A 23,074-nucleotide genomic window follows, 5' to 3' on the forward strand; every position below is an offset into this window, starting at 1 on the left:
TCCCGGCGATTCACGAGGTTATCTTGTCTTTTTCACATAAAGCGCGCGCGCGCGTGCACGCACCGTCACGTCATCTCCCAGGTGACACGTGACATGACACGGCGCGCCACCGCCGCGGCTCAATACGGGGTGGTGACGGTGCGATCCGGGAGCTGGACGGGATCGGCCTTGCCCACGTCCTCCACGACGGTGATCTCCCGGGCCACCATCTCGGTGTCGTTGTTGGCAAAGGAGGCGCGCACGGTGGAGCCGGGCGCGAGGAACTCGCGGCCGATCTGCTTCCCGTCCTGGTAGTAGCGCGTCTGGTCGGTGATGCGCAGGTAGCGCGGCCGGCCCCACTTGTCCTCGATGACGAGCACGTCCGAGTACTCTCCGGTGACCTTGCCCTTCAGGGTGAAGCCCCGCTCGAGCGAGGAGGGATTCTGCGCGACGGGGCCATCACTGCCCGAGCCCCTGCGCATCGCCACCGTACTGTCCGTCTTGCAACCCGCGAGCACGACCGCGCCCACCAGCGCGCCCCAGATGATTCGCCTCATGCCCGCTTGCCCCCTCTGGGTGCGCGACGTGGCACCTCACGGGGGAAGGTGGAGCGGGCCTGGGGGGGCCGCAACGGCGCGGGAGGAGCGGTTGCCTGGTTGCCCTAGACTCCGAGGCGGGCGAGCAGCGCCTTGGAGCTCTCGCGCTCGAGCACCAGCAGCACCTGGCCCGACACCGAGGGCGCGCCCACCGCGGAGAAGCGCGTCTCCAGCACCACCATGCGGTCGCCGCCCTGGGCCTCGGCCACCGCGCGCGACACCACCAGGCCCGCCGTGCCCCGCACCAGCTCCGGCACGGTGGGCAGCAGCCTCCAGCCCGTCAGCGTGCCGATGGCGGACAGGCACGCGCTGGCCACGATGTTGGCCGCCTCCGACAGCGCGCTCTCGCGCTCCTCGGCCGGCGCGTCCTGGCGCCGCAGCAGCAGGGCCTCCAGCGAGGCGCTGTCCTCGCGGGGCAGCACCAGCAGCAGCACCCCGCGCAACTGGCCCTCCATGCCCAGCTTCGCCGCCACCACGGGCGCCTCAGCGCCGCCCAGCAGCTCCGCCACCTCCGCGGGCGCCGCCAGCACCGCGCGCGGCACGGACAGGTTCACCGTGCGGCCGCCCACCAACCGCGCGAGCGCGTTGACTGCGTGCCCGCAGCCGATGTTGGCCACCTCGCGCAGGGCGTCCAGCTGAATGTCGCTCGGAGAAGGGCTCACGCGGACAGTAACCTCGGCACATCCAGGATGAACACCGGGCGGCCACTTCCCAGGATGGTCACCCCTGAGAGGCCCGGCAGCAAGTCCAGAGGACGGGACAGCGGCTTGAGCACCGCCTCTTCCTGCCCCACCAATCTATCCACCGCGAGCGCGACCCGTCCCGCGTCCCCTTCCATCACCACGAAGGGCCGGACGCCCTTGCGCGGCGGGGCCTGGACACCCGTCAACTCGTCCAGCCCGTACACCGGCAGCAGCCCCTGCCCGTGCGGCAGCAGCGGCATCTCCCGGCTGCGGTCCAGCTTCTCGCCGTCCGCCTCCATCGCCCCCACCACCTTGGCGATGGGCAGGCCGAAGACCTCGTCCCCCACCGCCACCAGCAGCAGGTGCACCACCGCCACCGTCAGCGGCAGCCGCAGCGTGAAGCGCGTGCCGCGCCCCAGCTCGCTCTCGATTTCAAGCGTCCCGCCCACGTTCTCCACCACCCGCTTCACCGCGTCCATGCCCACGCCGCGGCCGGAGATCTCCGACACGTCCTTGGCGGTGGACACGCCCGGCAGGCACGCGAGCATGAAGGCCTCGCGGTCCGTCATCCGCGCCGCGGCCTCCGCGCTGAGGGCGCCGCGAGCCACCGCCGCCGCCTTCAGCTTCGCCGCGTTCATGCCGCGGCCGTCGTCCTCCATCTCCACCACCACGCGGTCGCGCGCGCGCCGCACCGACACCAGCACGCGTCCCCGCGCCCCCTTGCCCGCCGCCACCCGCTCCTCCGGCGACTCCAGGCCGTGGTCGATGCAGTTGCGCAGCAGGTGCAGCAGCGGATCCGCCAGCTCGTCGAGGATGGCCCGGTCGAGCTCGATCTCCGCGCCGGTAATCACCAGGTCCACCTCGCGCTCGCGGCGCCGGGCGATGTCGCGGGCGGCGCGGGGCAGCCGGTCGGTGATGAGCGACAGCGGCGTCATGCGCGCGCTCATCACCTTGTCGTGCAGGTCCTTCACCAGGGCCTGCAGCCGGTAGACGCCCTCCTCGATGGGGGGCCGCGAGCTCTCCGGCAGCACCTTGCCCAGCTCGCGCAGGCGCGCGGTGGCCAGCAGCAGCTCGCCCACGGTGTCCAGGAAGTAGTCCAGCAGCTCCGTGCGCACGCGCACCGTGCGCGTCGCGTCCGCGCCGGGGGTGGCGCGCGGGGCCTCGGCGGGCGCGGGGCCCGTGGCGGCGGGGACGGGCGCGGGCGGCGGCGCCACCACGGCGGGCTTCAGCGAGACGAGCTCCACCTCCGCCACGTTGCGCAGCGCCTTGCGGATGCCCTCCTCGCCCTCGGCCGTCTCCAGCTCCACCTGGATGTGGCCCTCGGGGATGCGGCCGGCCTTGAGGTCCTCCAGCGGCGGCAGCAGGCCGTGCAGGGTGCCCAGGCTCGTCAACCGCTTGTGCACCAGGAAGGCGCGTACGCCCGGCGTCTGACAGGTGGGGGCGATGCGCAGCCGCACCGCCCAGCGCGCCGTGGCCTTCGGCGCCGACTCCGCTTCCGCCGGCACCACCGCGGCCACCCGGGCCTCGGCGGCGGGAGCGGGCGGCGGGGGCTCGGCCTCGACGGAGGGCTCGGACACCACGCGCGCGGCGGCGGTCAGCGGGGCAGGCGCGGCGGGAGCGGGAGGCTGGGCGGTGGGCCGGTTGAGCACCCGCGTGGCGCCGGGCGTGCGGCCGGTGACGGCACTCACCTTGTCCGCCAGCTGGCCGAGCAGCGCCGAAGCGTCCTCCGGCGGCTTGTTGTCCGCCACGGCGCGCACCTGGGCGAGCATCACGTCGGTGGCCGCCAGCAGCAGGTCCACCAGGGAGCGCTCGAGCTTGGTGGCGTCCTGGCGGATGGCGTCCACCAGGTCTTCCACCCGGTGGGCCACCACGGCGATGGACTCGAAGCCCATCGAGGAGGCCATGCCCTTCACCGAGTGGGCGTGGCGGAACATGGAGTCCACCACGGCGGGGGCTCCCTCGCGCTCCAGCTGCACGAGATCCCTGCCCAGGCCCTCCAGGTGCTCGCTCGCCTCGGTCAGGAAAAGGCCGAGGTAGCGGGACATGTCCATCGTCATGTCCGGCCTCGGTGGCGCACGGCAGCTCCCTGCACGTCCGAATCAGGACGGGGCGCTAGCCCTCGCCCAGTACCTTCTTCACGACGGCCAGCACGTCCTCGGCCCGGAACGGCTTCACGATGAAGTCCGAGGCGCCCGCCTCGATGGCCTCCATCACCAGGCTCTCCTGGCCCAGCGCCGAGCACATGATGACGACCGCGTTGGCGTCATACTTGATGATCTCCCGCGTGGCCTCGATGCCGCTCTTGAACGGCATGACGATGTCCATCGTGGTGAGATCCGGCTTCAGATCCTTGTACTTCTCCACGGCCTCCAGTCCGTTGGCCGCCTCTCCGACGACCTCGAAACCGCCGGACGCGAAGATGTCCTTGATCATGTTGCGCATGAAGATGGCATCGTCGACGACCAGCACCCGCTTAGCCATGTGCAGCTCCGCCTCCGCTAAAGGCCCCGAGAGGGCCGCGGACACTACCATCCGCCCATTTCAGGCGGCTACTCACTTCTGTTGAGTCGCGGTGAAGAGTCCAACCACCGCGGAATCCAGTCCCTCTGGATCCAACACCGTCACCGCCAGGCCCCTCAATCGAGCCACCCCGCGCACGGCCGGTACCGCCTTGCCCGGTGCCGCGCTCACCCGCTCCACCTCCTCGATTCCATCCACATCCGTCACCAACAAGCCGATGTCCCGCCGCCCGCGCTCCAACAGCACCACCCGGCCCGGTGGGGTGGGCCCATCCGGCAGGCCCAACAACTGGCGCAGCTCCACCACCGTCACCACCCGCCCGCGCAGGTTCATCACCCCCGTCACCGCCGCCGGAGCCCGAGGTACCCGGGTGAAGCGCTCCGGAGGCACCACCACTTCCTTCACCGCGGCCAGCGGCAGCCCGTAGCGCTCCTTCTCCACCCGGAAGATGACGTGCCGCACAGAGACGACTTTCTATCAGCAAGCCAGGGGCTCTGGGAAATTCGTGGAGGGGAGGACAGGGCCCGGGAGGCACTCAGGCATTCAGCCGGAAGCTGCGCACCACGCTCTGCAGCTCGATGGAGAGGTTGGTCAGCTCGCTGGCCAGCGAGGTCATCCGCACCATGGCGTCCGACTGATCCTGGATGACGGCCTGGATGGCCTCGGTGGAGGCGGCGTTGTTGCGGGCCACCAGGGAGATCTCCTCGGTGGCGTTGACCATCTCCTGGCTGCCCTTGAGCTGCTCGCGGGCGCTCTCGGAGATGAGGTGCACCTTCTCGGCCACCTTGCGCACCGTGTCGGTGATGGCGCTCATGGAGCGCACGATGCCGGTGATGTCCTCACGGCCCTCGGCCAGCTCCTCGATGCCTTCCTTCATGGCACTCACCACGGAGGTGGACTGGCCGGAGATGTCGCGCGCCAGCCGGGAGATCTGCTCCGCCGAACGGCCCGCGCTCTCGGCCAGCTTGCGCACCTCGTCGGCCACCACCGCGAAGCCGCGGCCGTACTCGCCCGCGCGCGCCGCCTCGATGGTGGCGTTGAGCGCCAGCAGGTTCGTCTGCTGCGCCACCTGGGTGATGGCGTCGACGATCTTGGAGATCTCCTGCGTCTTCTCGCCGAAGGCGAACACCTGCTGGCTCGCCGCTTCGATGCGGTTGAAGACCTTCTTCACCTTCTCGCCGGCCAGCAGCGCCGCCTTGCTGCCGTTCTCGGCCGCGCTGCTCGTCTCGGCGGCGGTGCGGGCCGCGTCCTCGGCGCTCGCCGCGGTGCGCTGGATGCTGCCGGCCATCTCGGTGATGACCTTGGACGTCTTGCCGACGAGCTGCGACTGCGTCTCCGCGCCCTGGGCGATCTTGTCCATGGACAAGCCCACCTCTTCGTTGGTCGCGTTGACGTTCTCCGCCGAGCCCTGCAGGTCCTTGGCCGTGTCCGCCACGCTCTTGGCGGTGTCCTGGATCTTGCCCACCAGCTCGCGCAGGTTCTCCTGCATGCGGCGGATGGCCATCGCCAGCTCGTCGATCTCATCGCGGCGCAGGGCGCGCGGCGGCTCGACGACCAGCGGCTTGGACAGGTCCCCCTGGGAGATCTCGAAGGCCGAGCGCGAGAGCACCCGCACGCGCGTCACGCGCGCCAGGTAGCGCGGGAGGATCAACGACAGCCCCAACGTGAGGCCCAGCGCCATGCCGATGCGCCAGTAGAAGGTCAGCAGCGTCTCCGAGATGAGGAGTGCCGCCGTCAGCACGCACCCCATCATCAGGTAGCCGGTGAGGATCTTCAGCTGCAGGGAGACCTCGTGCCCGCCCGTACCGGTCTGCTCCACGGTACGCAGCAGCCGCTGCACGGGATCACGGCGGGGGGTGAGGCCGGGGGATGGATCGTCGCGGAGAGGGCGGCGCACGTTTTCGCTTTTCCGGGGGACAGCAACAGCGATGCACGGGTTTAGCCCTACCGTCCGGAACGGTCAATCCGGCCGCCTCCTCGGAAGTGGTCGAAGCCAGCGGGCAAGCGCAGGCTTCGTCCCGATGCGTCACGGATGAGTCCCGGCCGGCCTGGCGTGAGCCGGCCGATGCGCGTGATGGGCTCTTCCCCTCGGAGACAGGCCTTCTCGAAGGCGGAGGTGCGCGCAGGTGGGACGGCGAGGAGCAGCTCGTAGTCCTCGCCACCCGCGAGCGCTCCCTCGGCCGCCAGGGAGGCCCGCACCGCCCGGGAGAGCGGCAGCCGCTCGAGCTCCAGCTCGGCGCTCACGCCCGAGGCGATGCACAGGTGCCCGAGGTCCTGCGCGAGGCCGTCGGAGAGGTCCAGCCCCGCCGAGGCGAAGCGCGCGGCGAGCCGTCCCAGCGCCACCTTGGGGATGGGGCGCTTCTGGCGGAGGATTGCCGCCGAGCGGCGCAGGCCCGACTGGAGCTGTTGCAGGCCCAGCCGCGCGTCCCCCAGCGTGCCCGAGACGTACAGCACGTCCCCTGGCCGGCCTCCCGCGCGGGTGATGGGTGCTGTGCCCGGCGGCAGCTCTCCCGCCACCGTGAGGGTGATGGACAGCTCGCGCGCGGAGGTGAAGTTGCCGCCCACCAGGGCGATGGCGTGCTCGCGGGCCAGGGCACTCATGCCCCTCGCGATGCCGGACAGCTCCCGGCGCGGGAAGTCCCGGGGGAGCGCGAGCGCGCACACGAACCAGCGCGGCACCGCTCCCATCGACGCCAGGTCCGACAGGTTCACCGCCAACGCCTTGTGGCCGATGTCCTGCGGTGAGTACCAGGCGCGCTTGAAGTGCACGTCCTCCACCACGGCGTCCGTGGTGATGCACTGCGCGCCCTTCGAGGGCGCGAGGACCGCGCAGTCATCTCCCGGGCCCACGGGCACTCGCGCCCTCGGGAAGTGGGAGAGGAAGAGGTCGATGAGGGTGAATTCGCCCGCAGCCTGTTTGCTCACGGGGCGCAGGGTAGACCCTCACCCCGGCCCTCTCCCAGGAGAGTGTGTGGCTCTAGACAGTCTCGTCAGGCAGGAGCGTGCGCAGCAGCTCGTCGTCGGGGCCGAGCGGGCGCCAGCCGGGCGGCGGCGGCGTGGCGCGGAGCACCGCCCTGGCCTGCCTGACGCGCTCCTTGTGGGTTTCAGGGGTGTAGGCACTCCACGAGCTGAGCGTCATGGCCACCTTGAAGAGGTTGGCGTCATTCAGCTCGGCCGGCCAGCCGTCGGGGAGACTCTCCCACAGCTCGCGCACGAACTGTCCCCGCACCAAGCGTGTGAGTCGATGGCTCCTCTCCGCCTCGTCAACCAGCACGCCGAACACCTGCGCCCCGGCGATGTCATCCGTCCCAAGCTCCTCGGCCAGCGCCACCAACGAAGCGGTGGGGCGCGCCTCGGCGAAGGCTGTGAGCGAGTCGTAACCCCGCTCGCGGACCCGCTCATACAGGCGGACCCTCCAATTACCCCGCCAGGAACGCCCCTCGGTCATCTTCCTCTCCAGGAAGTGAAGTTCATCGGGACGTTATAGCGCTTCATATGAAACGCGACTGCTTGCAGGATCTCACTCCGCGTCAACATCCGGCCGGCTTCGACCTCGGCCTCACGCAAAGCCTCCATGATCATCTGGTTCCATTCACCGGGCCACATGCGGCCCAGGCGCCAGTTGCCACCACCATGGATGGCCTGATGGGTGGCCTGCTCCAGCGTGACGCAGAACTGATCGATGCTCATGTCTCCGGTGAAGCCGCGCTTCTCGAACCACGCGCGGAACTCTCGCGGCAGCACGTGGTGCTGCGGCGGCTCGGCCATGCCGGCCCCGGCTTTACCCGTCACCCGCATGCCCCGCACCTCGGGCCCGTCGCCGAGCGCCTCGCGCACGCCCCGCGGCAGCTCGTCGTGGGCCCGCGCCATCATCACCTGGCCAGCCTGTATCCGTACCCAGGCGCTGACGGCGGGAAGTGAGAGGACGCCCGCCCGCACCAGCCGTTGCATCATCTCCACCCACTCGGCGGAGACAACAATGCGTGTGCCCATCATCACGCCGTTGGAACCCACCATGAAGCCCATGCCCAGCGTGGCGGGTGCCGCCGCGCGCAGAGCGGGCAGCGTGAACCTCAGCACCGACAGCGTGGTGAGCGCTTCGATGGACTCCTTGAGCACCAGCATCTTCTGGAGATTCTCCGCTCCTTTGCGCACGGACTCACGGAGTGCATCGAACTCGCCGGTGAGGTGGCCCACCAGGGCGGGCATGTCTTCCACCGCTGCTTCCACCTGCCCTGGCTCCAGGGAGGAGAGCGCCGTCATGGCGGGCTCGAGCATCTCCTGGAAGCGCCCCATGTCCATGTACAGCCGCTCCACGCTGTAGAGGCGCCGGGCGAGCACGTCGTCGGTGAGGTGGAGGAAGTCGAACCATACGGCCAGCAGGAGGGAGCCCATCATCGCGGCCTCCAGCCGAGGGCCGGTCAGGCGCAGCAGTGCGAGCTGCATGTCCGGGTCACCCACCTGCGAGGCGGCGGTGGCCATCCGGGTGGCGGCGGCCAACTCGGCGTCAATCCACCGCCGTTGCCGTTCGGCGTAGTCCAGGTAGCGGACGAAGATGCCGTTGCCCGCGCTGGCGAGGCCCTGGCCGCTCGCCCTGAGTCTGGAGAGCTCCGAGGAGATGTGGTGGGTGGAGGCGGACACCTGGCCCAGGGCATCGAGAAACGCCACGTGCGCCGCCATGGCGCTCCACCGCGTGGACTCCCCGGTGTCTCGGGAATGCGCACCCCCGACCACACCCGCCGCGCTGCCCGGACGACGGTGCAGCCTCCGTGGGGCTTCAGGCTCCAGCGCACTCCCCTCCTCCAAGCCTTGCGTCCACGCAGGCGCGGCGGGCCCATCATCCGCCGTGTAGCGCAGGTGAGCCCCCCGGCCAGGCGGTGGCGTCAACGACGTGCAGCTCGCGGACAGCACGGCCAGGGCGAGCCACACCACCCACTGGCGAGCCTTCATCGTTCGTGCCTCCTGGAAGTGCTCCCACGTGGGGAGCTCGACCAGGGGCATACGGTACTTCGCTCAGAAGCGCTCGGGGTCCGTGTCGATCGGCGGCGGGATGTACGCCGGACCCTGCCCCGACAGCGGCGGCTCATTCGGCAGCACCACCCGGAAGCACGAGCCCTGGCCCACCTCGCTCGTCACCGACACCTGCCCGCCGTGCCCTTCCACGTAGCTCTTCACGATCGCCAGCCCCAACCCCGCTCCGCCGTACTCGCGCGTCGGGCTGTCGTCCACCTGGTAGAAGCTCTGGAAGATGCGCTCGCGCTGGTCCAGCGGAATGCCCACCCCGGTGTCCTCCACCTCGATGCGGTAGCCCTCCCCCACCAGGCCCGGCTGCTTGCCGTGCTCCGACAGCCGCAGCTCCACCTGCCCTCCCCCCGGCGTGAACTTCACCGCGTTGGCCAGCAGGTTCACCACCACCTGCCTCAGCTTCTCCCGGTCCGCCACCACCCGCGGCTGCGCCACCTCCGGCAGTTGCACCTTCACCGTCAGGCCCTTGCGCTGCGCCTGCGGCATCACGCTCGTCAGCGAGCTCTCCACCAGCTCCTGCACGTCCACCCACTCGAAGGCGAGCCGCACCTTGCCCGCTTCGATTTGACTCATGTCCAGGATGGAGGAGATGAGCTTGAGCAGCGTGTTGCCCTTCTCCATGATGGTGCGCACGAACTGCATCTGCTCCGCGTTCAGCCCGCCCACCAGCCCCTCGGCCAGCATCTCCGAGTAGCCGATGATGGACGAGAGCGGCGTGCGCAGCTCGTGGCTCACCGTCCCCAGGAAGCTCGACTTGATGCGGTCCGCCTCCTTCAACCGCTGGTTGAGCCGCATCAGCTGCGCGTTCTGCGCCTCCAGGTCGCGCTGCGTCTCCAGCATCGCCTCGAGGTGCAGCTGCCCCGTCAGATAGGACTTCTGACCGGCCGCCAGCAGCGCCGCGAGCACCTGGGCCACGTGCGCCAGCATCTTCGCCACCCGGTGCTCGGACAGCCGCCCCATGTGCGAGAGCAGCTCGCGCGCCCGCTCCAGCTCCAACCCCTCCAGCTCGGCCAGCGAGGCCGGCACGTCCGTCAGCTCCTCCGGCGCGAACGGCCCGAAGACGACGCGCCCCAGCACGTCCCCCTCCCACTGCACCGGCATCACCACGTAGCGCAGGCCCGTGAAGCACGGCTGCCCGAGCAGCTCCCCACCGAGCGGGCTCGGCCCGGGCAGCTCCTGCGCGCCCTGCGTGGGCGTCAGCGGCCCCTCGTTCAACCGCGCCACCAGGGCGGCGCAGCGCGCCCGGCCCTGCGCCGAGGTGTTCACCAAGCCGCAGAAGTCCCCGTTGCCCCCCTTGGAGTCCGCCAGCGTCCGGCCCCGCTCGTCCAGGACGCGGATGCCCACCCGGTACAGCTCCCCGAAGCTCTCCACCACATCCCCGAAGGTGAGTGGGTCCAGCATGTCCACCAACGACGGCTTTCGCTGGAGCACTGAACCGGCATGCTCTGGCGCGCTGCCGGCGGCGCCTGGTTTGTCGGCGCTCATCGCGGCCTCCCTGCTGCGGACGGATAGTGGGACTCGAGGGCCGTGCCCGTCAGGTCCATCTGCTGAAAGATGTGGGTGAGGAACTCCTTCTCCGTCAGGCCGATGTTGCGCGACAGCCGCGCGCGCTCGTCCAGGTTGCGCCAGGCCGCCTGCAGCAGCGCGTGCAACGTCTCCATCACGCCCTCGCCCCTCAAGGCCACGGCCCCCACCACCGGCTCCCCCCCCTTCTTGCGCGCCTCTTCCAGCTCCGCGTCCGTCTGCGCATCCGGCAGGTCCCGCTTGTTGAACTGGATGACCACCGGCACCTGTGTCGCGTCCAGACCGATCTCCCGCATGTTGGAGCGCAGCTTGCGCCAGTAGGCGTTGTTCTCCGCCGAGGCGCTGCGGCGGCTGTCGGCGATGAAGGCCACCGCGTCCGCGTTCTGCAGCACCACGCGCCGGGTGGCGTCATGCACCACCTGTCCCGGCACCGTGAAGAGCTTGAGCTTCACCTTGAAGCCCGAGCTGCTGGTGAAGAACACCGGAAGCAAATCGAAGAAGAGCGTACGATCCTCGTGCGTCTCCACGCTGAGCAACCGGCCGCGTGCCTCCGGCCGTGCCCGAGCGTGGATGGCGCGCAGGTTCGTCGTCTTCCCACTCAGCCCTGGGCCGTAGTAGACGATCTTCAGGGTGAGTTCGCGCTGGGCGTGGTTGAGTTGCACGTGCGGAGCTCAGGCTGCCGAGAGGGAGGGGGAAGGGTGGGCCAACCCGCCCCAGGCGGACGGTTTTTTATAGTGAAAGGTGTTCAGCATTGAAAGCCGCCCCCCACCATACCCGTGCGAAAACCCCCGGATGAGGCGGGAGCGGGCGGCCTTGGAATGCCGGGAGCCCATGCGCAGTTTGGAAAAGTCCGGCTCTCCCCCCGTGGGGGGAAATGTGCGCCGAACCTGAAGCGTGCATGGGCCCCAGTGAAGCGGTTAGGATCGTAGCGCAATGGAGGAGCAAGGCATGACGATGAAGCGGGTGGACCCGGGCGTGGAGGTGGCCGCGATGCCAGTGCCGGACATGGCCAACCTGCCCAACGACCTGGCGCCGGCGGTGAAGTTTTCCGCCCCGACCGATGAGGACATGGCGTCCGTGGCCGCCCTGCGCTCCAGCTCGGAGCCCTGGAAGAGCCGCGGGGAGACGATGGAGGACAGCCTCAAGGCGCTCAGCGCGCTGCGGCCCTACATCCACGTGGCCAAGGTGCAGAACCAGGTGGTGGGCTATGTGACGGTGGAGCGGGACGGTCCGGTGCCCGGCGCCGCCTACATGCGCAACATCGTCGTGCGGCCGGAGCTGCGCCGGCGCGGCCTGGGCCAGGCGGTGCTCAACCAGGGCCTGCAGGTGGCCCGGGACATGTTCCGCAAGACGATTGCCCTGCGGGTGGACCCGGCCAACGCCCCGGCGGTGAGCTTCTACCGCAACGCGGGCTTCACCACCGTGGCCACGGTGGTGTCCAAGAAGTCCGGCAAGCTGCGCCTCCTCATGTCTCGCGAGCTGTGAGGAGCCCCTTTTAGGAGCCCCTGAGACGGGAAGAGCGGCCGCGTCCTCCAGGGCCGCCTCCTCCCTCTCCTGAAAGCGCCCGGCCAGGACCCTCCCCGAGGGCCCGAGCCGGGCGCTTCCTTTTATGGCCGCTCCCCTGCCCCCCCTCGGGCCCGGCGGGGCAACGGCCGTCCTCTTTCCAGAATTCGTGGCATTTCCCGGCTATGCTGCACCCGCTCTCCCGGCGGTGTGACCCCGGGCTGGAAGAAGGATGAGCCGGGCATGAAGACCCTCACGGAGTTGCTGCGCCACCTGGCCCGCCCGGGCGTGGTGGAGCTCGCCCTCATCACCGGGCGGACCCCCATGGCGAAGACGGCCACTGGCGCCTTCGAGTCGCTGGACGGGGCCCCCCTCACGCCGGAGGGGCTGCAGGGGATGCTGCACACCCTGGTGGGCGAGGCCCGCGCGGCCACCGTCTCCGACAAGCCCAGCCAGTGGGCCATGCGCATGGAGGGCCTGGGCGGGGTCGTCATCGGCGCCCTGCGCCGGGGGGACGTGCTCAACGTGCGCGTCATGCGGACCGAGCCCCAGGCCGCGGCCCCCGCGCCCGCCCCCCGGGCTCCCACTCCGGGCGCCCCCGCTCCCACCACCCCGCCGGCCCCCACCGCGCAGCGCCCCGCCGCGCCCGGTGCGTCTCCGGCCCCCGCCCCCACCGCGCGTCCGGCGTCCCCTGCGGGGGGAGCGGCGCCCAAGCCGGCCAAGGGGATGCAGATCCTCCCAGCGGAGCGGACCACGCCCGAGCCCGCGGCCCCGCCCACCGAGCTGCCCCCGCCCGACCCCGAGCCCGTGGCCGAGGTGCCCCAGGGCCCCCGCCTCGTGGTGCGCCCGGAGTCCGCGAGCAACCTGACGATGCTGCTGGAGGACGCGCGCACCGTGGGCGCGAGTGACCTGCACGTCGTCGCCGGCCGCCCTCCCCTCTTCCGCCTCGTCGGCGAGCTGCTGCCCCACGGTGAGCCGCTGCCGCCCGAGACGGTGGAGACGATGCTCCTGCCGCACGTGCCCGCGCGCCTGCGCCCGGTGCTCGACCGCGAGGGCAGCTGTGACTTCTCGCTGGATCTCGGCCCGTCCGGCCGCTTCCGCGTCAACGTCTCGCGCCAGCGCACCGGCTATAAGGGGTGCTTCCGCCTCATCCCCCGCGAGGTGCCCACCCTCGAGTCGCTCGGCCTGCCGGTGGACATCGCCAAGGCCACCCACCACCACCAGGGCCTCATCGTCGTCACCGGCCCCTCCGGCCACGGCAAGACGAGCACCCTGGCGGCCATCGTCAACCGCATCAACTGCGAGACGTCCCACCACGTGCTCACCGTGGAGGACCCGGTGGAGTACCTCCACCCGCGCCGGAGCGCGCTGATGAGCCAGCGCGAGGTGGGCACGCACACGAAGACGTTCGCCAGCGCCCTCAAGGGCAGCCTGCGCGAGGATCCGGACGTCATCCTGGTGGGCGAGCTGCGCGACACCGAGACGGTGCGCATGGCGCTGGCCGCCAGCGAGACGGGGCACCTGCTCATCTCCACGATGAACACGCCCAGCGCGGCGAAAACCATCGACCGGCTCATCGACCTCTTCCCCCCGGGGGACCAGGCGCAGGTGCGCATGACGCTGGCCAGCAGCCTGCGCCTCATCGTCAGCCAGCGGCTGCTGCCCAGCGCGGACCGCCAGGGCCTGGTGGTCGCCGCCGAGCTGCTCCCGGGCTCGGTGGCCCTGGGCAACCTCATCCGCGACAACAAGACGTACCAGATTCCCTCCCTGCAGCAGCGCGGCAAGTCGCTGGGCATCGTCCGCTTCGACGACTCGCTCGCCGAGCTGGTGCGCTCGGGCAAGACGACGCTGGAGATCGCCAAGGCCTACGCCGAGAGCCCCGATGAGCTGGAGGCCGTGGTGACGGGCAAGCGGCCCGGCGCGCCCCCCGAGGGCCCGCCCTCGCCGGATGGGGGCAAGCTGCTGTCCAAGATGGGCAACCTCCTCAACCGGAAGAGCGCCTGACCATGAGCTCCCCTCCGCGCATCGCCGCCCTCTTCGACAAGCTCCTGGAGAACAAGGGGAGCGACCTGCACCTGAGCATCGGCCACCCGCCCCTGGGGCGCATCCGCGGCCAGCTCTCCCCCCTGCGCGAGGCCCTCCTCACCCAGCAGGAGATGGAGACGATGCTCTTCGAGATCCTTCCCGGCCCCGAGCAGCATCGGCAGATAACGGAGGACCTGGACCTCGACTTCGCCTACAGCTACGGCACCAAGGCGCGCTTCCGCGCCAACTACTTCTACAAGACGACGGGCGTGGCGGCCGTCTTCCGCACCATTCCCAGCAAGGTGCTGTCGCTGGCGGACCTCAACACCCCCGAGGTGGTGCGCAAGCTGGCCGAGCGCCGCAGCGGCCTGGTGCTCGTCACCGGCCCCACCGGCAGCGGCAAGTCCACCACGCTGGCGGGGATGATCAACCACATCAACCACACCCGCCCGGCGCACATCCTCACCATCGAGGATCCGGTGGAGTTCGTGCACGAGTCGGCGAAGTCCCAGGTGACGCACCGCGAGGTGGGCATCCACGCCTCCAACTTCGCCACCGCCATCCGCTCGGCGGGCCGCGAGGACCCCAACGTCATCCTCATCGGCGAGCTGCGCACCAACGAGACGATGAAGCTGGCGCTGCAGCTGGCCAGCTTCGGCGTGCTGGTGATGGCCACGGTGCACACCAACAGCGCGCCGGCCACCATCGACCGCATCATCAACTCCTTCCCCGCCGAGGAGCAGCCGCAGGTGCGCGGCATGCTCGCCGAGGGCCTGGCTGGCATCGTCGCCCAGCAGCTCATCCGCACCGCGGACGGCAAGGGCCGCGTGGCCGCGCTGGAGATCCTCATCGGCACCAGCGCCATCGCGTCGATGATCCGCGAGGGCAAGGTGTTTCAAATCGCCAGCAAGATGCAGGCGAGCCAGAACCTGGGCATGCAGACGCTGGACATGCACCTGGAGAAGCTGGTGGCGGCCAACACCATCACCCCCGAGGCCGCCATGGAGAAGGCCCAGGACAAGGAGGCCTTCGCCAAGCTTCTCCAGCGCCTCAAGCCGGAGTACGAGGTGCCCGAGTTCGATGTCGGGGAGGCCGGCGGCTCGCACTAGCTACCGGTCGGAGCACTCCCCGGGCCGTCCAGATAGAGCACCTCGGGTTCTGGCGTCCGCGCGAGCTCGCTGGCGTGGACCGGCAGGAGGACCCGGAAGGTGGTGCCCCGCCCTGGCTCGCTCTCGACGGTGAGCTCCCCGCCGTGCGCGGTGATGATGCGCCGGCACACCGAGAGCCCCAGCCCGCTGCCCACGCCCACCGGCTTCGTGGTGAAGAACGGATCGAAGACGCGCTCCAGGAGCTCTGGCGGAATCCCACAGCCGGTGTCACTCACCTCGACGAGCACGCGGTGGCTCCCCAGCGCCCGCGCCGACACCTGGATGCGGTTGCGCTCCGGCTGCCCCGGTGAGATGGCGTGCGCCGCGTTGAGCAGCAGGTTGAGGAACACCTGGCACAGGCGCACCTCGTTGCCCCGCACCCGCGGCACCTCGTCCAACGACTCGACCACGTGCGCCCGGTGGCGGATTTCATGGGCCGCCAGCTTCACCGCGCTGCGCACCACCTTCCCCACCTCGACGGGGCCACTCTCCATCTCGTCCGGACAGGAGAGCAGCTTGAGGTCCTGCACGATGAGGCGTACCTGCTCGGCGCCCTCGTTCGCGTCCGCCAGGGCCTGCGTCACGTCCGGGAGCCGCGCCTGCCCCATCACCCGCTTCACAATCGCCAGGTTGTTGAGGAGGAAGGAGAGCGGGTTGTTGATCTCATGCACCACGCCCGCCGCGAGCTGGCCGATGGTGGCCAGCCGGTCCGCGAAGAGCAGCTGGCTCTGCGCCTCCTGGAGCTGCTCCAGGCTCTCGGAGAGCCGCTCGTTGGACGCCGCCACCCGCTGGCGCTGCAGGGCATTCACCAGCACGCCTCCGGAGACGGCCAACAGGCGCAGCGCTTCCTCCGTCCACGCTCCGGGTGCCCCCACCGCGTCGCAGCCCAGCCACCCGAGGAGCCGGCCCCCCAGGAACAGCGGCAGGTGCACGTAGGAGCGGGTGCCGAGCGTCTCGCACAACTGCCGCTCGGCGGCGGCCTCCGGGGGCAGCAGCGCGGTGTCCTTCACGAGGACGGTCCGCCCCGCCAGCAGCTGGCGCATCGACCAGGGCATCGCCGCCACCGGGACACTCCGCTCGCCCTCGACGTCATGGGGCGCCACGCCCTCCGCGCACCACTCGTACACCTCGGCCACCTGATGCCGGTCCTCGGACAGCAGGAAGACGTAGGCGCGCTGGGACTCGAACCATTCGCCAAGCACGGCCAGGGCGGCGCGCAGGCCCGGCTCGATCTCCTCCAGCGGCAGGTTCAGCAGACTGTGGGACAGCTCCGCGACGAGCGCCCAGCTCCCGAGCAGCGATTCGAGCTGACCCCGCAGCCCCTGGAGCGACTCGGCCTCCCGCCGCAGCGCCGAGGCCATCACCCCCGGGTCCCCCTGCCCGAACGCCTCGGAGAGCTGGAGCAGCGTGCGCTCCGATTGTTGGAGACGCTTCAAAAGCGGGTCCGGCCCCGCCCTCTCCCCAGCGACTTCCCACTCCACCCCGCATGCCAGCATCGCTGCCTCCGCTCCCCCGGTCGAAGCACTGCATCCTTCACATGGCGGAGAATAGCGGGCGCGTCACGGGCGCGAAGGGCGCCCGGAGCGCAATGCGCAACAGCCAACGCAGCGGCGTCCCGGCAGAGGTCCGGCGCGTGAAAACTTCCGTCAGAAGTCGACGTCGTCCTCGCGTACGAGCTCGGGCATGCCCTCGAACCAGGCGCTCAGCGCGTCGAGCTGGTTGATGCGCCGGGCCGGCGGGAGGCTGGTGAGGAAGGCGCGCCCGTAGCTCTTGGTGACGATGCGCCGGTCCAGCATCGCGACGATGCCCCGGTCCGCGCGCGTGCGGATGAGCCGGCCGAAGCCCTGCCGCAGCGCCAGCGCCGCCTGCGGAAGCTGGTAGCCCCCGAAGGCCTCCTCGCCCCGCGCCTCGAGCTGGCGGATGCGCGCCGCCACCACCGGGTCTCCCGGCGAGGCGAACGGCAGCCGGTCGATGATGACCAGGCTCAGCGCGTCCCCCGGCACGTCCACGCCCTCCCAGAAGCTGTGCGCCGCGAAGAGCACGCTGGGCACCTCGCGGAAGGCCTCCAGCAGCTGCTGCTTGGGCCGCTCGCCCTGCAACAGCACCTGGTAGGGCAGCCGGCTGCGCGCCAGCGCGTGCGCCCGCTCCATGTTGCGCAGGCTGGTGAAGAGCACGAAGGCCCGGCCGCCCGTCACCTCGCACAGCCGGATGATCTCCTCCGCCGCCGCCTCGATGAAGCCGGGGGCCGCCGGGTCCGGCAGGTGCGTGGGCAGATACAGCGCCGACTGCTGCTCGAAGTCGAACGGGCTGGGCACCGACACGGTGCGCACGCTCGCCACCGGCACGCCCTCCTCGTCGTACAGCCCCATGCGCCGCGCGAAGAAGTCGAAGCGCCCTTCCGCCGCCAGCGTCGCCGAGGTGAACACCACCGTGTCCACCCCGCCGTAGAGCCGCTCCTGCAGCTCCCGGGAGATTTCAATGGGGCTCGCACGCAGGAAGACGCCCCGCCCGCGCGCCTCCGCCCAGTACACGTGGTCGTGGGACTCCACCTTCTCCAGGAAGGACAGGTCCGCCACCAGCTCCGCGCACCGCCGGGTGAGCAGCGTCAGCTCCGGCTCGTGCTCGCTGAGGGTGAAGGCCGACAGCGCCGAGAGCGACTCCTTCACCTGCTGGATGGAGTCCGACAAGAGCGCCAGCCGCTCGGGGTTGAGCGCCACCGCGCCCTCGTGCTCCTTGAGGCCCAGCACCCGCGGCGCCTGCGAGAAGAGCGCCTCCGAGTGCGTGCGCAGGCGCACCACCAACGAGGACAGCATCCCGAAGCGCGAGTCCGTCGTCTCCAGCGTGCCCAGCGCGTCGCGCACCAGGTCCTCCAGCCGGAAGCTGGACACCGAGTGCCCGAAGTAGCTCCCCGCCGCGTCCTCCAGCGCGTGCGCCTCGTCGAAGATGACCGCGTCGTACTGCGGCAGCACGCCCTCGCCCCGCTGGCCCCGGCCCCTGAGCGCCAGGTCCGCGAAGAAGAGGTGGTGGTTCACCACCAGCAGGTCCGCCGCCTCCGCCGCCCGCCGCACCCGCGTCACGTGGCAGCTCTCGTACACCGGGCACTTCGAGCCCAGGCACGTGTCCGATGTCGTCGACAGCCGGCTCCACGCACTGAAGGACTCGGGCAGTTCCAGCTCGCTCCTGTCCCCCGTCTCCGTCCGGCTCGCCCACGCCTGCAGGTGCTTCCAGTAGCGCCCCTCTTCCCGCGAGGCGAACTGAGGGTCCTTGCTGAAGGACTCGTAGCGGTGCAGGCACAGGTAGTTGCTGCGCCCCTTGAGGTACGCCGCCTCGAAGCTGAGGCCCATGCGCTCGCGCAAGAGGGGCAGGTCCTTGAAGAAGATCTGCTCCTGCAGCGTCTTCGTCGCCGTGGACACCACCACCCGGCGGCCCGACAGCAGCGCCGGCACCAGGTAGGCCAGCGTCTTGCCCGTGCCCGTGCCCGCCTCGGCCAGCAGGTAGCCCCGCTCGCTGAAGGCCTTCTCCACCGAGCGCGCCATCTGCAGCTGCTCCGGGCGGTACTCGTACGAGTCCAGCGCGGACTGGAGCGCCCCACCGGGGCCGAGCAGCGTGTCGACGGAGAGCCGGAGCGAGGAAGCGGGCAGGGACATTGCGGGGGGAGACGCCGGAGGGAGAGGCACTCCAGGATAACAGTGCGCCGCTCGCTCGTCGGGTTTTGTGCAGAAGCGGCTCGGCTGCCTGCCCGGAGGGTCTGGTACCGCGTCGGTCCGCTCCCCTGCTCCCCGCCCGAGGGGGAGGAGTCTTCGTCCAGAAGTCGCCCTCTCGGACCCCGTGTCCACCCGCTTCTGCCGAGCAGACGACGGACACGGGCCCGTCACGTTGACGAAGAGCGCCCTGGAAGATGCCGTGGTGGGACGCACGGTTAGACTCCTCCCGGAAACGGAGGAAACACGTGGGCCGGCGTCAGCTCCATGCGAGCGAGAACATCGACATCCACCTCGAACCGGATGGGTGGCTCCACGCGGACTGGAAGGGCTACCAGTCGGTGGACATGGTGAAGGCCGGTTGCGAGGAGATCCTCCGCCACATGGAGGCGCAGCGGGTGTCGAAGGTGCTGAACGACAACAGCAACGTGACGGGCATCTGGGTGGGCGCTGCCTACTGGGTGGCGAGCAACTGGTTCCCCCGCATGCGCGAGGCCGGGCTGCGCCACTTCGCCTGGGTGCAATCACCTTCACGGCTCAGTCAGCTCTCCGCGAACACCACCGTGGAGCACGCCCCCCCGGGCACGGCCGTGTTCTTCGACGACGTCTCCGACGCGGCCCGGTGGCTCCGCGAGGCGAGCAAGCCCTGAGCGGCCAGGTGCTCCCTGGGAACACGCTGACCCTTTCCGTAGCCATTTCCCCTCGCCCTCCGGGAGAGGGACGGGGTGAGGGTATTGAGGAACCCGGGTTGAGCCCACTGTCCACACCGAGGGCCACGGGTTGAAGAACGGGCCCGGATACCCTCACCCCGTCCCTCTCCCGAGGGGAGAGGGGATATAGGGTCAACTCAGCGGGACGGACTCGTGTCCCCGCTCCCGGCGAGCTTCTCGATGTTGAACTCGACGCGGCGGTTGTTCTCCCGGCCCGCCTCCGTCGTGTTGGTGTCCATCGGACTCGTCTCGCCGTAACCCTCCGACACCAGCCGCTCGGGGGCGATGCCCTCGGCGATGAGGAAGGCGCGCACGTTGGTGGCCCGCCGCCTCGACAGGTCCATGTTGAAGGCGTCGTCACCGCGGTCGTCCGTGTGCCCCTCCACGCGCACCCGCTCCACGCGCGGGTTGGCCTTCAGCACTGACGCCACCTGCTTCAACAGCTCGAAGGACCTGTCCAGGATGACGTCCTTGTTGGTGGCGAAGTGCACCTTCTCCAGGATGACGATGCGGTTGGACTCCAGGCGCACCCGCGACGCGTCGGGCGAGAGCTTCACCGGCTCGGTCTCGGCGAGGACAGGCGCCGGAGGAGACACCGGAGTCACCACGACGGGCGAGGACGGAGGCACCGGAGTGGAGGCAACGGGCTCGGGCCGGGCCGCCGGGGCGCGCTCGCCGGGCTGGGTCCAGTCGATTCCCGCGAAGATGCGGAAGCCCGGCGTCCCGTAACCGCGCGTCAGGCCCGGGCCACCGCCCACGTGCGCCAGCAGCCCGTCACGCACCCGGTACTGCACCGAGGCCAGCAGCTCCAGCGGCAGCTCCTCGGCGTTGCGCTCGGCCAGTCCGAGCGCTCCCGACAACTGGGCCTGCACGGCGAGCCGCTCCCCGACGGGCAGCCGGGCCCCGAGCGCGTACGACAGCTCGTTGCCGGTGCGCAGGTTGCTCAGCCGCTGCTCTCCGCGCAGGTGGGCCCCCAGGTTGGCCACCACGCGCACGCCGCTCGGGGAGAGCCACTCGCCCACCAACTGGGGCCGCACGGCCACGCCCGCGCCGCCGCGGAAGCCCTGGCCCCCCGCGGTGGGCAGCACCACGGGGACGGCCACGCCCAGATGCAGCGCGCCCGAGGAGAAGAGGTGCGCCTTGGGCACCAGCCGCAGGTCCCCCAGTCCCGCCCCATTCACCCCCTCCGGGAAGGCCGGAGTCACGGCGGCGCCGCGCTCGGAGGCCTGGTACGTGAGGGGCAGGGCCAGGCCCAGCTCGAACCGGTCGAAGAAGGAGATGGAGCCCATCAGGTCCAGCGTCACCTGGGTGGCCACCACGCCGTAGACGAAGTCGTCCTGGCGCCGGTCGAGGAAGTTCAACGGGTTGTTGGCGTAGTTGAGCGAGGCGCCCAGGTGCCAGCCCAGGTGCCTGTCCACCCGCGCGCCGTGCACGCCGAGCAGGTCCGTGGCGCCGGGGCCGGGCTTGTAGCGCTGCACGTCGATGGACTGGGACAGCGTGGCCGGGTCGAGAAGCTGAGCCTGGGCGAACTGCGGAGCGGCCAGCACGCCGAGGGCCACCAGTCCGGCAGCCGCGGAGCCCTGACGGCGGCGCGAGCGCATCAGCGGCACAGAGAGCAGCAGCGCCGCGAGCCACATCAGGGGCGAGCCGTTCGAGGCACTGCAGCCACGGCCCGCGATGACGTAGTCGTTCGGATCCACTGGCTCGGGCTCGGGCTCGGGCATGGGGGGAATGTCCTCATCGGGAACAGGCGCCGGAATGGGAACAGGCGACGGAATGGGAGCAGGCACCGGAACGGGAATGAGCGTGGGACCCGGAGGCAGGCCCGGAGCCGGGCGCGAGCGGGTATCCATCGCGTCCGTGCCCAGCTTGCCCGCGGCATTGATGATGGCGACGTTCTCGATGGTTCCCGTGGCCCCGGCGGCGACGAGCGCCTCGAACTGGAGGGTGGCCGAGTCACCGATGCCCATCTCGCCGCCCTGGGTCGGCGAGGCGCCACGCCCCAGGTAGACGGTGAGGGTGCTCCCATCCCACGAGCCAACGTCATCGCCGGAGCGGTCGGTCACCCGCCGGCTGTTCACCTGGAGGGAGTCAGCGACGTACGCCAGTTGGGCGGGCAGCGTGTCCAGGAACGTCGTGCCGATGGCGGCGTCGTCCCCCGTGTTCTTCGTGGTGATGGTGTAGCGGAGGCGATCGCCAGGCTGCGCCGTGCCATCGGTGCGCGAGAGGTTCTCCACCGTCTTGTACGTCTCGCGGAAGTCCGGGCGCTTCGTGGAGATGGAGGAGACGAAGCCGCCCAGCCAGTAGATGTCACCCGAGGTCCCCACCTTCACCTCGGCCGTCTGGGTGCCGGGCGCCATCGAGACGTCCACCACGTCCAGGTCCAGTCCCGACATGCTCCCCTGGGTGCCTGTCAGCTGGGGCAGGTCTCCCGCGACGCTCACCGCCACCGCCTCGGGCGTTCCCACCGACCCCACCGCGAGCGGCTGGTGGCTGCGCGTGCTGTTGAAGAAGTTGTCCGCCGGGTTCAGCGAGTTGCCCATCCGGACCTTGTTGAAGTCGAGCCAGTCGCCCTTGTCGTAATCGTCCCCGTCGAAGGCGACGACGCCCAGCTTCGCCTCGTTGACGCGCTCCGGCACGTAGAAGCCCCGGAGGTTGACCGTGATGCTGGCGCCCGCCACCGCATCCAGGCCGTCGTACAGCTTCAGGTCGCGCATCGGCTCGCTGTCCAGCTCGTAGAAGACGGCCATCCACCAGGCGCTGAACATGAACTCGGAGAAGAAGTAGGGGCCCCGCAGGTCGATGCTGTCCACCCCGCCCACCTGATACAGCCCCGGCCCGTACTTCTGGACGAAGTCCGTCACGTCCAGGGAGGCCTGATACTGGAAGTCCCGCGTGGCCTCGTACTGCGGCGTGAAGGTCACGTCGGCGGTGAGGCTCCGGGTCTCCTGGGCGCCCAGCGGCACGTCACGCAGGAAGGTGAGCTCGGCGGTGTCGTCCGGCCGCTCCGGGCTCCGGTCCGAGGGCTTCTGCGAGTTGGAGCGCGTGGCCGCCCAATAGATGCGCGCGTACGTCACCCGCGCCCCCTTGGGCAGCACCAGCCGGGCCCGGCTCCGGGCGTTCTGCGGGAGCACGTCCGGGTTGGCGACGGCCTCCTCACCCGCGGCACTGCTCTGGATGGTCCAGAAGTAGTCCGGCGAGGTGTCATCGCCCCTGCCGTGGCTGCCGCACGCGTCCCCGACGGTGCCCACTCGCGGCGCGGGCGTCTCGGTGTTGCAGCCCTGCGCGAGCGTGTTGCCGATGAGGACGAAGTTGCCGTGCTGGTCGCTCCAGTAGCGAGGCGTCTTGGTGCTCTGGGCCTCGGCGGGGCCGGCCACCAGCAGCGCGGCGAGCGTGGACAGCAGCCACAGCACCCAGAACAGGAGCGAGAGCCGCTGCCATGAGGGGGAGTCCGGGGAGTGGGAAGGATGGGTGCGCATGGGTCGCTCCTGAGTGGAATCACAGGGCTCCGTGCTTCCGGCTCCCTGCATGCACCAAGGTGCCAGCGTCACCCCTCCCGGGCTGTGCGCGGCATCACGGCCGGGATGTGAGGTCCGTCACTCCAGGGGCAACCCGGGGTCCTCGATACCCTCACCCCGTCCCTCTCCCAGAGGGCGAGGG

The 23,074-nt window shown here is 70.4% G+C and carries 18 protein-coding genes; 4 read left to right on the forward strand and 14 right to left on the reverse strand.

Translation table 11 applies throughout. The features are described from left to right. Positions 1-119 precede the first annotated feature (119 nt). From NR798_RS42170 to NR798_RS42220, 11 genes are all read right to left on the reverse strand, one after another. A complete protein-coding gene (locus NR798_RS42170; protein WP_375768254.1) occupies positions 120-536 on the reverse strand; it encodes a hypothetical protein in 417 nt (138 codons plus the stop codon). Between the two features lie 104 nt (positions 537-640). Continuing rightward, positions 641-1,237 carry a chemotaxis protein CheC gene (locus tag NR798_RS42175; protein ID WP_375768255.1) on the reverse strand — a complete coding sequence of 199 codons (597 nt, stop codon included), beginning with the start codon at positions 1,235-1,237 and terminating at the stop codon, positions 641-643. Then, positions 1,234-3,315 (reverse strand): chemotaxis protein CheW, encoded by a 2,082-nt coding sequence (locus NR798_RS42180; protein ID WP_375768256.1) that lies wholly within the window; start codon positions 3,313-3,315, stop codon positions 1,234-1,236. Before NR798_RS42180 ends, NR798_RS42175 begins: the two co-directional genes overlap by 4 nt. Positions 3,316-3,370: 55 nt before the next feature. Beyond that, positions 3,371-3,739, reverse strand: a complete 369-nt coding sequence (locus tag NR798_RS42185) for a response regulator (RefSeq protein ID WP_043412942.1) — start codon at positions 3,737-3,739, stop codon at positions 3,371-3,373. Between the two features lie 72 nt (positions 3,740-3,811). Beyond that, positions 3,812-4,240, reverse strand: coding sequence for a chemotaxis protein CheW (locus NR798_RS42190; RefSeq protein WP_375768257.1), 429 nt, complete (start codon positions 4,238-4,240; stop codon positions 3,812-3,814). Positions 4,241-4,313: 73 nt separating this feature from the next. Further along, positions 4,314-5,675 carry a methyl-accepting chemotaxis protein gene (locus tag NR798_RS42195; protein WP_375768258.1) on the reverse strand — a complete coding sequence of 454 codons (1,362 nt, stop codon included), beginning with the start codon at positions 5,673-5,675 and terminating at the stop codon, positions 4,314-4,316. 47 nt (positions 5,676-5,722) lie between these two features. Then, positions 5,723-6,703 (reverse strand): thiamine-phosphate kinase, encoded by a 981-nt coding sequence (thiL, locus tag NR798_RS42200; protein ID WP_375768259.1) that lies wholly within the window; start codon positions 6,701-6,703, stop codon positions 5,723-5,725. Between the two features lie 52 nt (positions 6,704-6,755). Then, positions 6,756-7,226: an NUDIX hydrolase gene (locus NR798_RS42205; RefSeq protein ID WP_375768260.1), complete on the reverse strand. Its 471-nt coding sequence runs from the start codon at positions 7,224-7,226 to the stop codon at positions 6,756-6,758. Then, positions 7,223-8,728: a DUF2380 domain-containing protein gene (locus tag NR798_RS42210; RefSeq protein ID WP_375768261.1), complete on the reverse strand. Its 1,506-nt coding sequence runs from the start codon at positions 8,726-8,728 to the stop codon at positions 7,223-7,225. The genes NR798_RS42205 and NR798_RS42210 overlap by 4 nt, the downstream gene beginning before the upstream one ends. Positions 8,729-8,791: 63 nt before the next feature. Then, positions 8,792-10,204, reverse strand: coding sequence for an ATP-binding protein (locus tag NR798_RS42215; RefSeq protein ID WP_375768262.1), 1,413 nt, complete (start codon positions 10,202-10,204; stop codon positions 8,792-8,794). 80 nt (positions 10,205-10,284) lie between these two features. Next, the gene (locus NR798_RS42220; RefSeq protein ID WP_375768263.1) at positions 10,285-10,989 is read right to left on the reverse strand and encodes an ATP/GTP-binding protein; all 705 of its coding nucleotides are present in this window, start codon (positions 10,987-10,989) and stop codon (positions 10,285-10,287) included. A gap of 286 nt (positions 10,990-11,275) precedes the next feature. Between NR798_RS42220 and NR798_RS42225 the strand changes: the two genes are divergently transcribed. From NR798_RS42225 to NR798_RS42235, 3 genes are all read left to right on the forward strand, one after another. Further along, on the forward strand, positions 11,276-11,812 hold the full coding sequence (locus NR798_RS42225) for a GNAT family N-acetyltransferase (protein WP_375768264.1): 537 nt from the start codon (positions 11,276-11,278) through the stop codon (positions 11,810-11,812). A gap of 261 nt (positions 11,813-12,073) precedes the next feature. Beyond that, positions 12,074-13,834, forward strand: coding sequence for a type IV pilus twitching motility protein PilT (locus NR798_RS42230; protein WP_375768265.1), 1,761 nt, complete (start codon positions 12,074-12,076; stop codon positions 13,832-13,834). 2 nt (positions 13,835-13,836) lie between these two features. Then, a complete protein-coding gene (locus NR798_RS42235) occupies positions 13,837-14,964 on the forward strand; it encodes a type IV pilus twitching motility protein PilT (RefSeq protein WP_375768266.1) in 1,128 nt (375 codons plus the stop codon). On the opposite strand, the gene NR798_RS42240 is transcribed toward NR798_RS42235, so the two are convergent. Further along, positions 14,961-16,439, reverse strand: coding sequence for a sensor histidine kinase (locus NR798_RS42240; RefSeq protein ID WP_375768267.1), 1,479 nt, complete (start codon positions 16,437-16,439; stop codon positions 14,961-14,963). The two genes, NR798_RS42235 and NR798_RS42240, sit on opposite strands and share 4 nt — an antisense overlap. 210 nt (positions 16,440-16,649) lie before the next feature. Further along, entirely contained in the window at positions 16,650-18,650 is a 2,001-nt protein-coding gene (locus tag NR798_RS42245; RefSeq protein WP_375768268.1) for an ATP-dependent DNA helicase, read from the reverse strand. Between the two features lie 302 nt (positions 18,651-18,952). Here NR798_RS42245 and NR798_RS42250 point away from each other — a divergent pair, with 302 nt between their 5' ends. Next, positions 18,953-19,354, forward strand: coding sequence for a hypothetical protein (locus NR798_RS42250; protein WP_375768269.1), 402 nt, complete (start codon positions 18,953-18,955; stop codon positions 19,352-19,354). A gap of 197 nt (positions 19,355-19,551) precedes the next feature. Here NR798_RS42250 and NR798_RS42255 read toward each other — a convergent pair whose 3' ends face one another. Continuing rightward, entirely contained in the window at positions 19,552-22,893 is a 3,342-nt protein-coding gene (locus NR798_RS42255; RefSeq protein ID WP_375768270.1) for an OmpA family protein, read from the reverse strand. Between the last annotated feature and the right edge of the window lie 181 nt (positions 22,894-23,074).

Source organism: Archangium gephyra, assembly GCF_042230915.1.
GTDB lineage: Bacteria > Myxococcota > Myxococcia > Myxococcales > Myxococcaceae > Archangium > Archangium gephyra_B.

Coding starts and splice junctions, on each gene's coding strand:
- NR798_RS42170 (WP_375768254.1), bottom strand. CDS start 536: ATGAGGCGAATCATCTGGGGCGCGCTGGTGGGCGCGGTCGTGCTCGCG.
- NR798_RS42180 (WP_375768256.1), bottom strand. CDS start 3,315: ATGACGATGGACATGTCCCGCTACCTCGGCCTTTTCCTGACCGAGGCG.
- NR798_RS42185 (WP_043412942.1), bottom strand. CDS start 3,739: ATGGCTAAGCGGGTGCTGGTCGTCGACGATGCCATCTTCATGCGCAAC.
- NR798_RS42205 (WP_375768260.1), bottom strand. CDS start 7,226: ATGACCGAGGGGCGTTCCTGGCGGGGTAATTGGAGGGTCCGCCTGTAT.
- NR798_RS42210 (WP_375768261.1), bottom strand. CDS start 8,728: ATGAAGGCTCGCCAGTGGGTGGTGTGGCTCGCCCTGGCCGTGCTGTCC.
- NR798_RS42215 (WP_375768262.1), bottom strand. CDS start 10,204: ATGCTGGACCCACTCACCTTCGGGGATGTGGTGGAGAGCTTCGGGGAG.
- NR798_RS42225 (WP_375768264.1), top strand. CDS start 11,276: ATGACGATGAAGCGGGTGGACCCGGGCGTGGAGGTGGCCGCGATGCCA.
- NR798_RS42230 (WP_375768265.1), top strand. CDS start 12,074: ATGAAGACCCTCACGGAGTTGCTGCGCCACCTGGCCCGCCCGGGCGTG.
- NR798_RS42235 (WP_375768266.1), top strand. CDS start 13,837: ATGAGCTCCCCTCCGCGCATCGCCGCCCTCTTCGACAAGCTCCTGGAG.
- NR798_RS42245 (WP_375768268.1), bottom strand. CDS start 18,650: ATGTCCCTGCCCGCTTCCTCGCTCCGGCTCTCCGTCGACACGCTGCTC.
- NR798_RS42255 (WP_375768270.1), bottom strand. CDS start 22,893: ATGCGCACCCATCCTTCCCACTCCCCGGACTCCCCCTCATGGCAGCGG.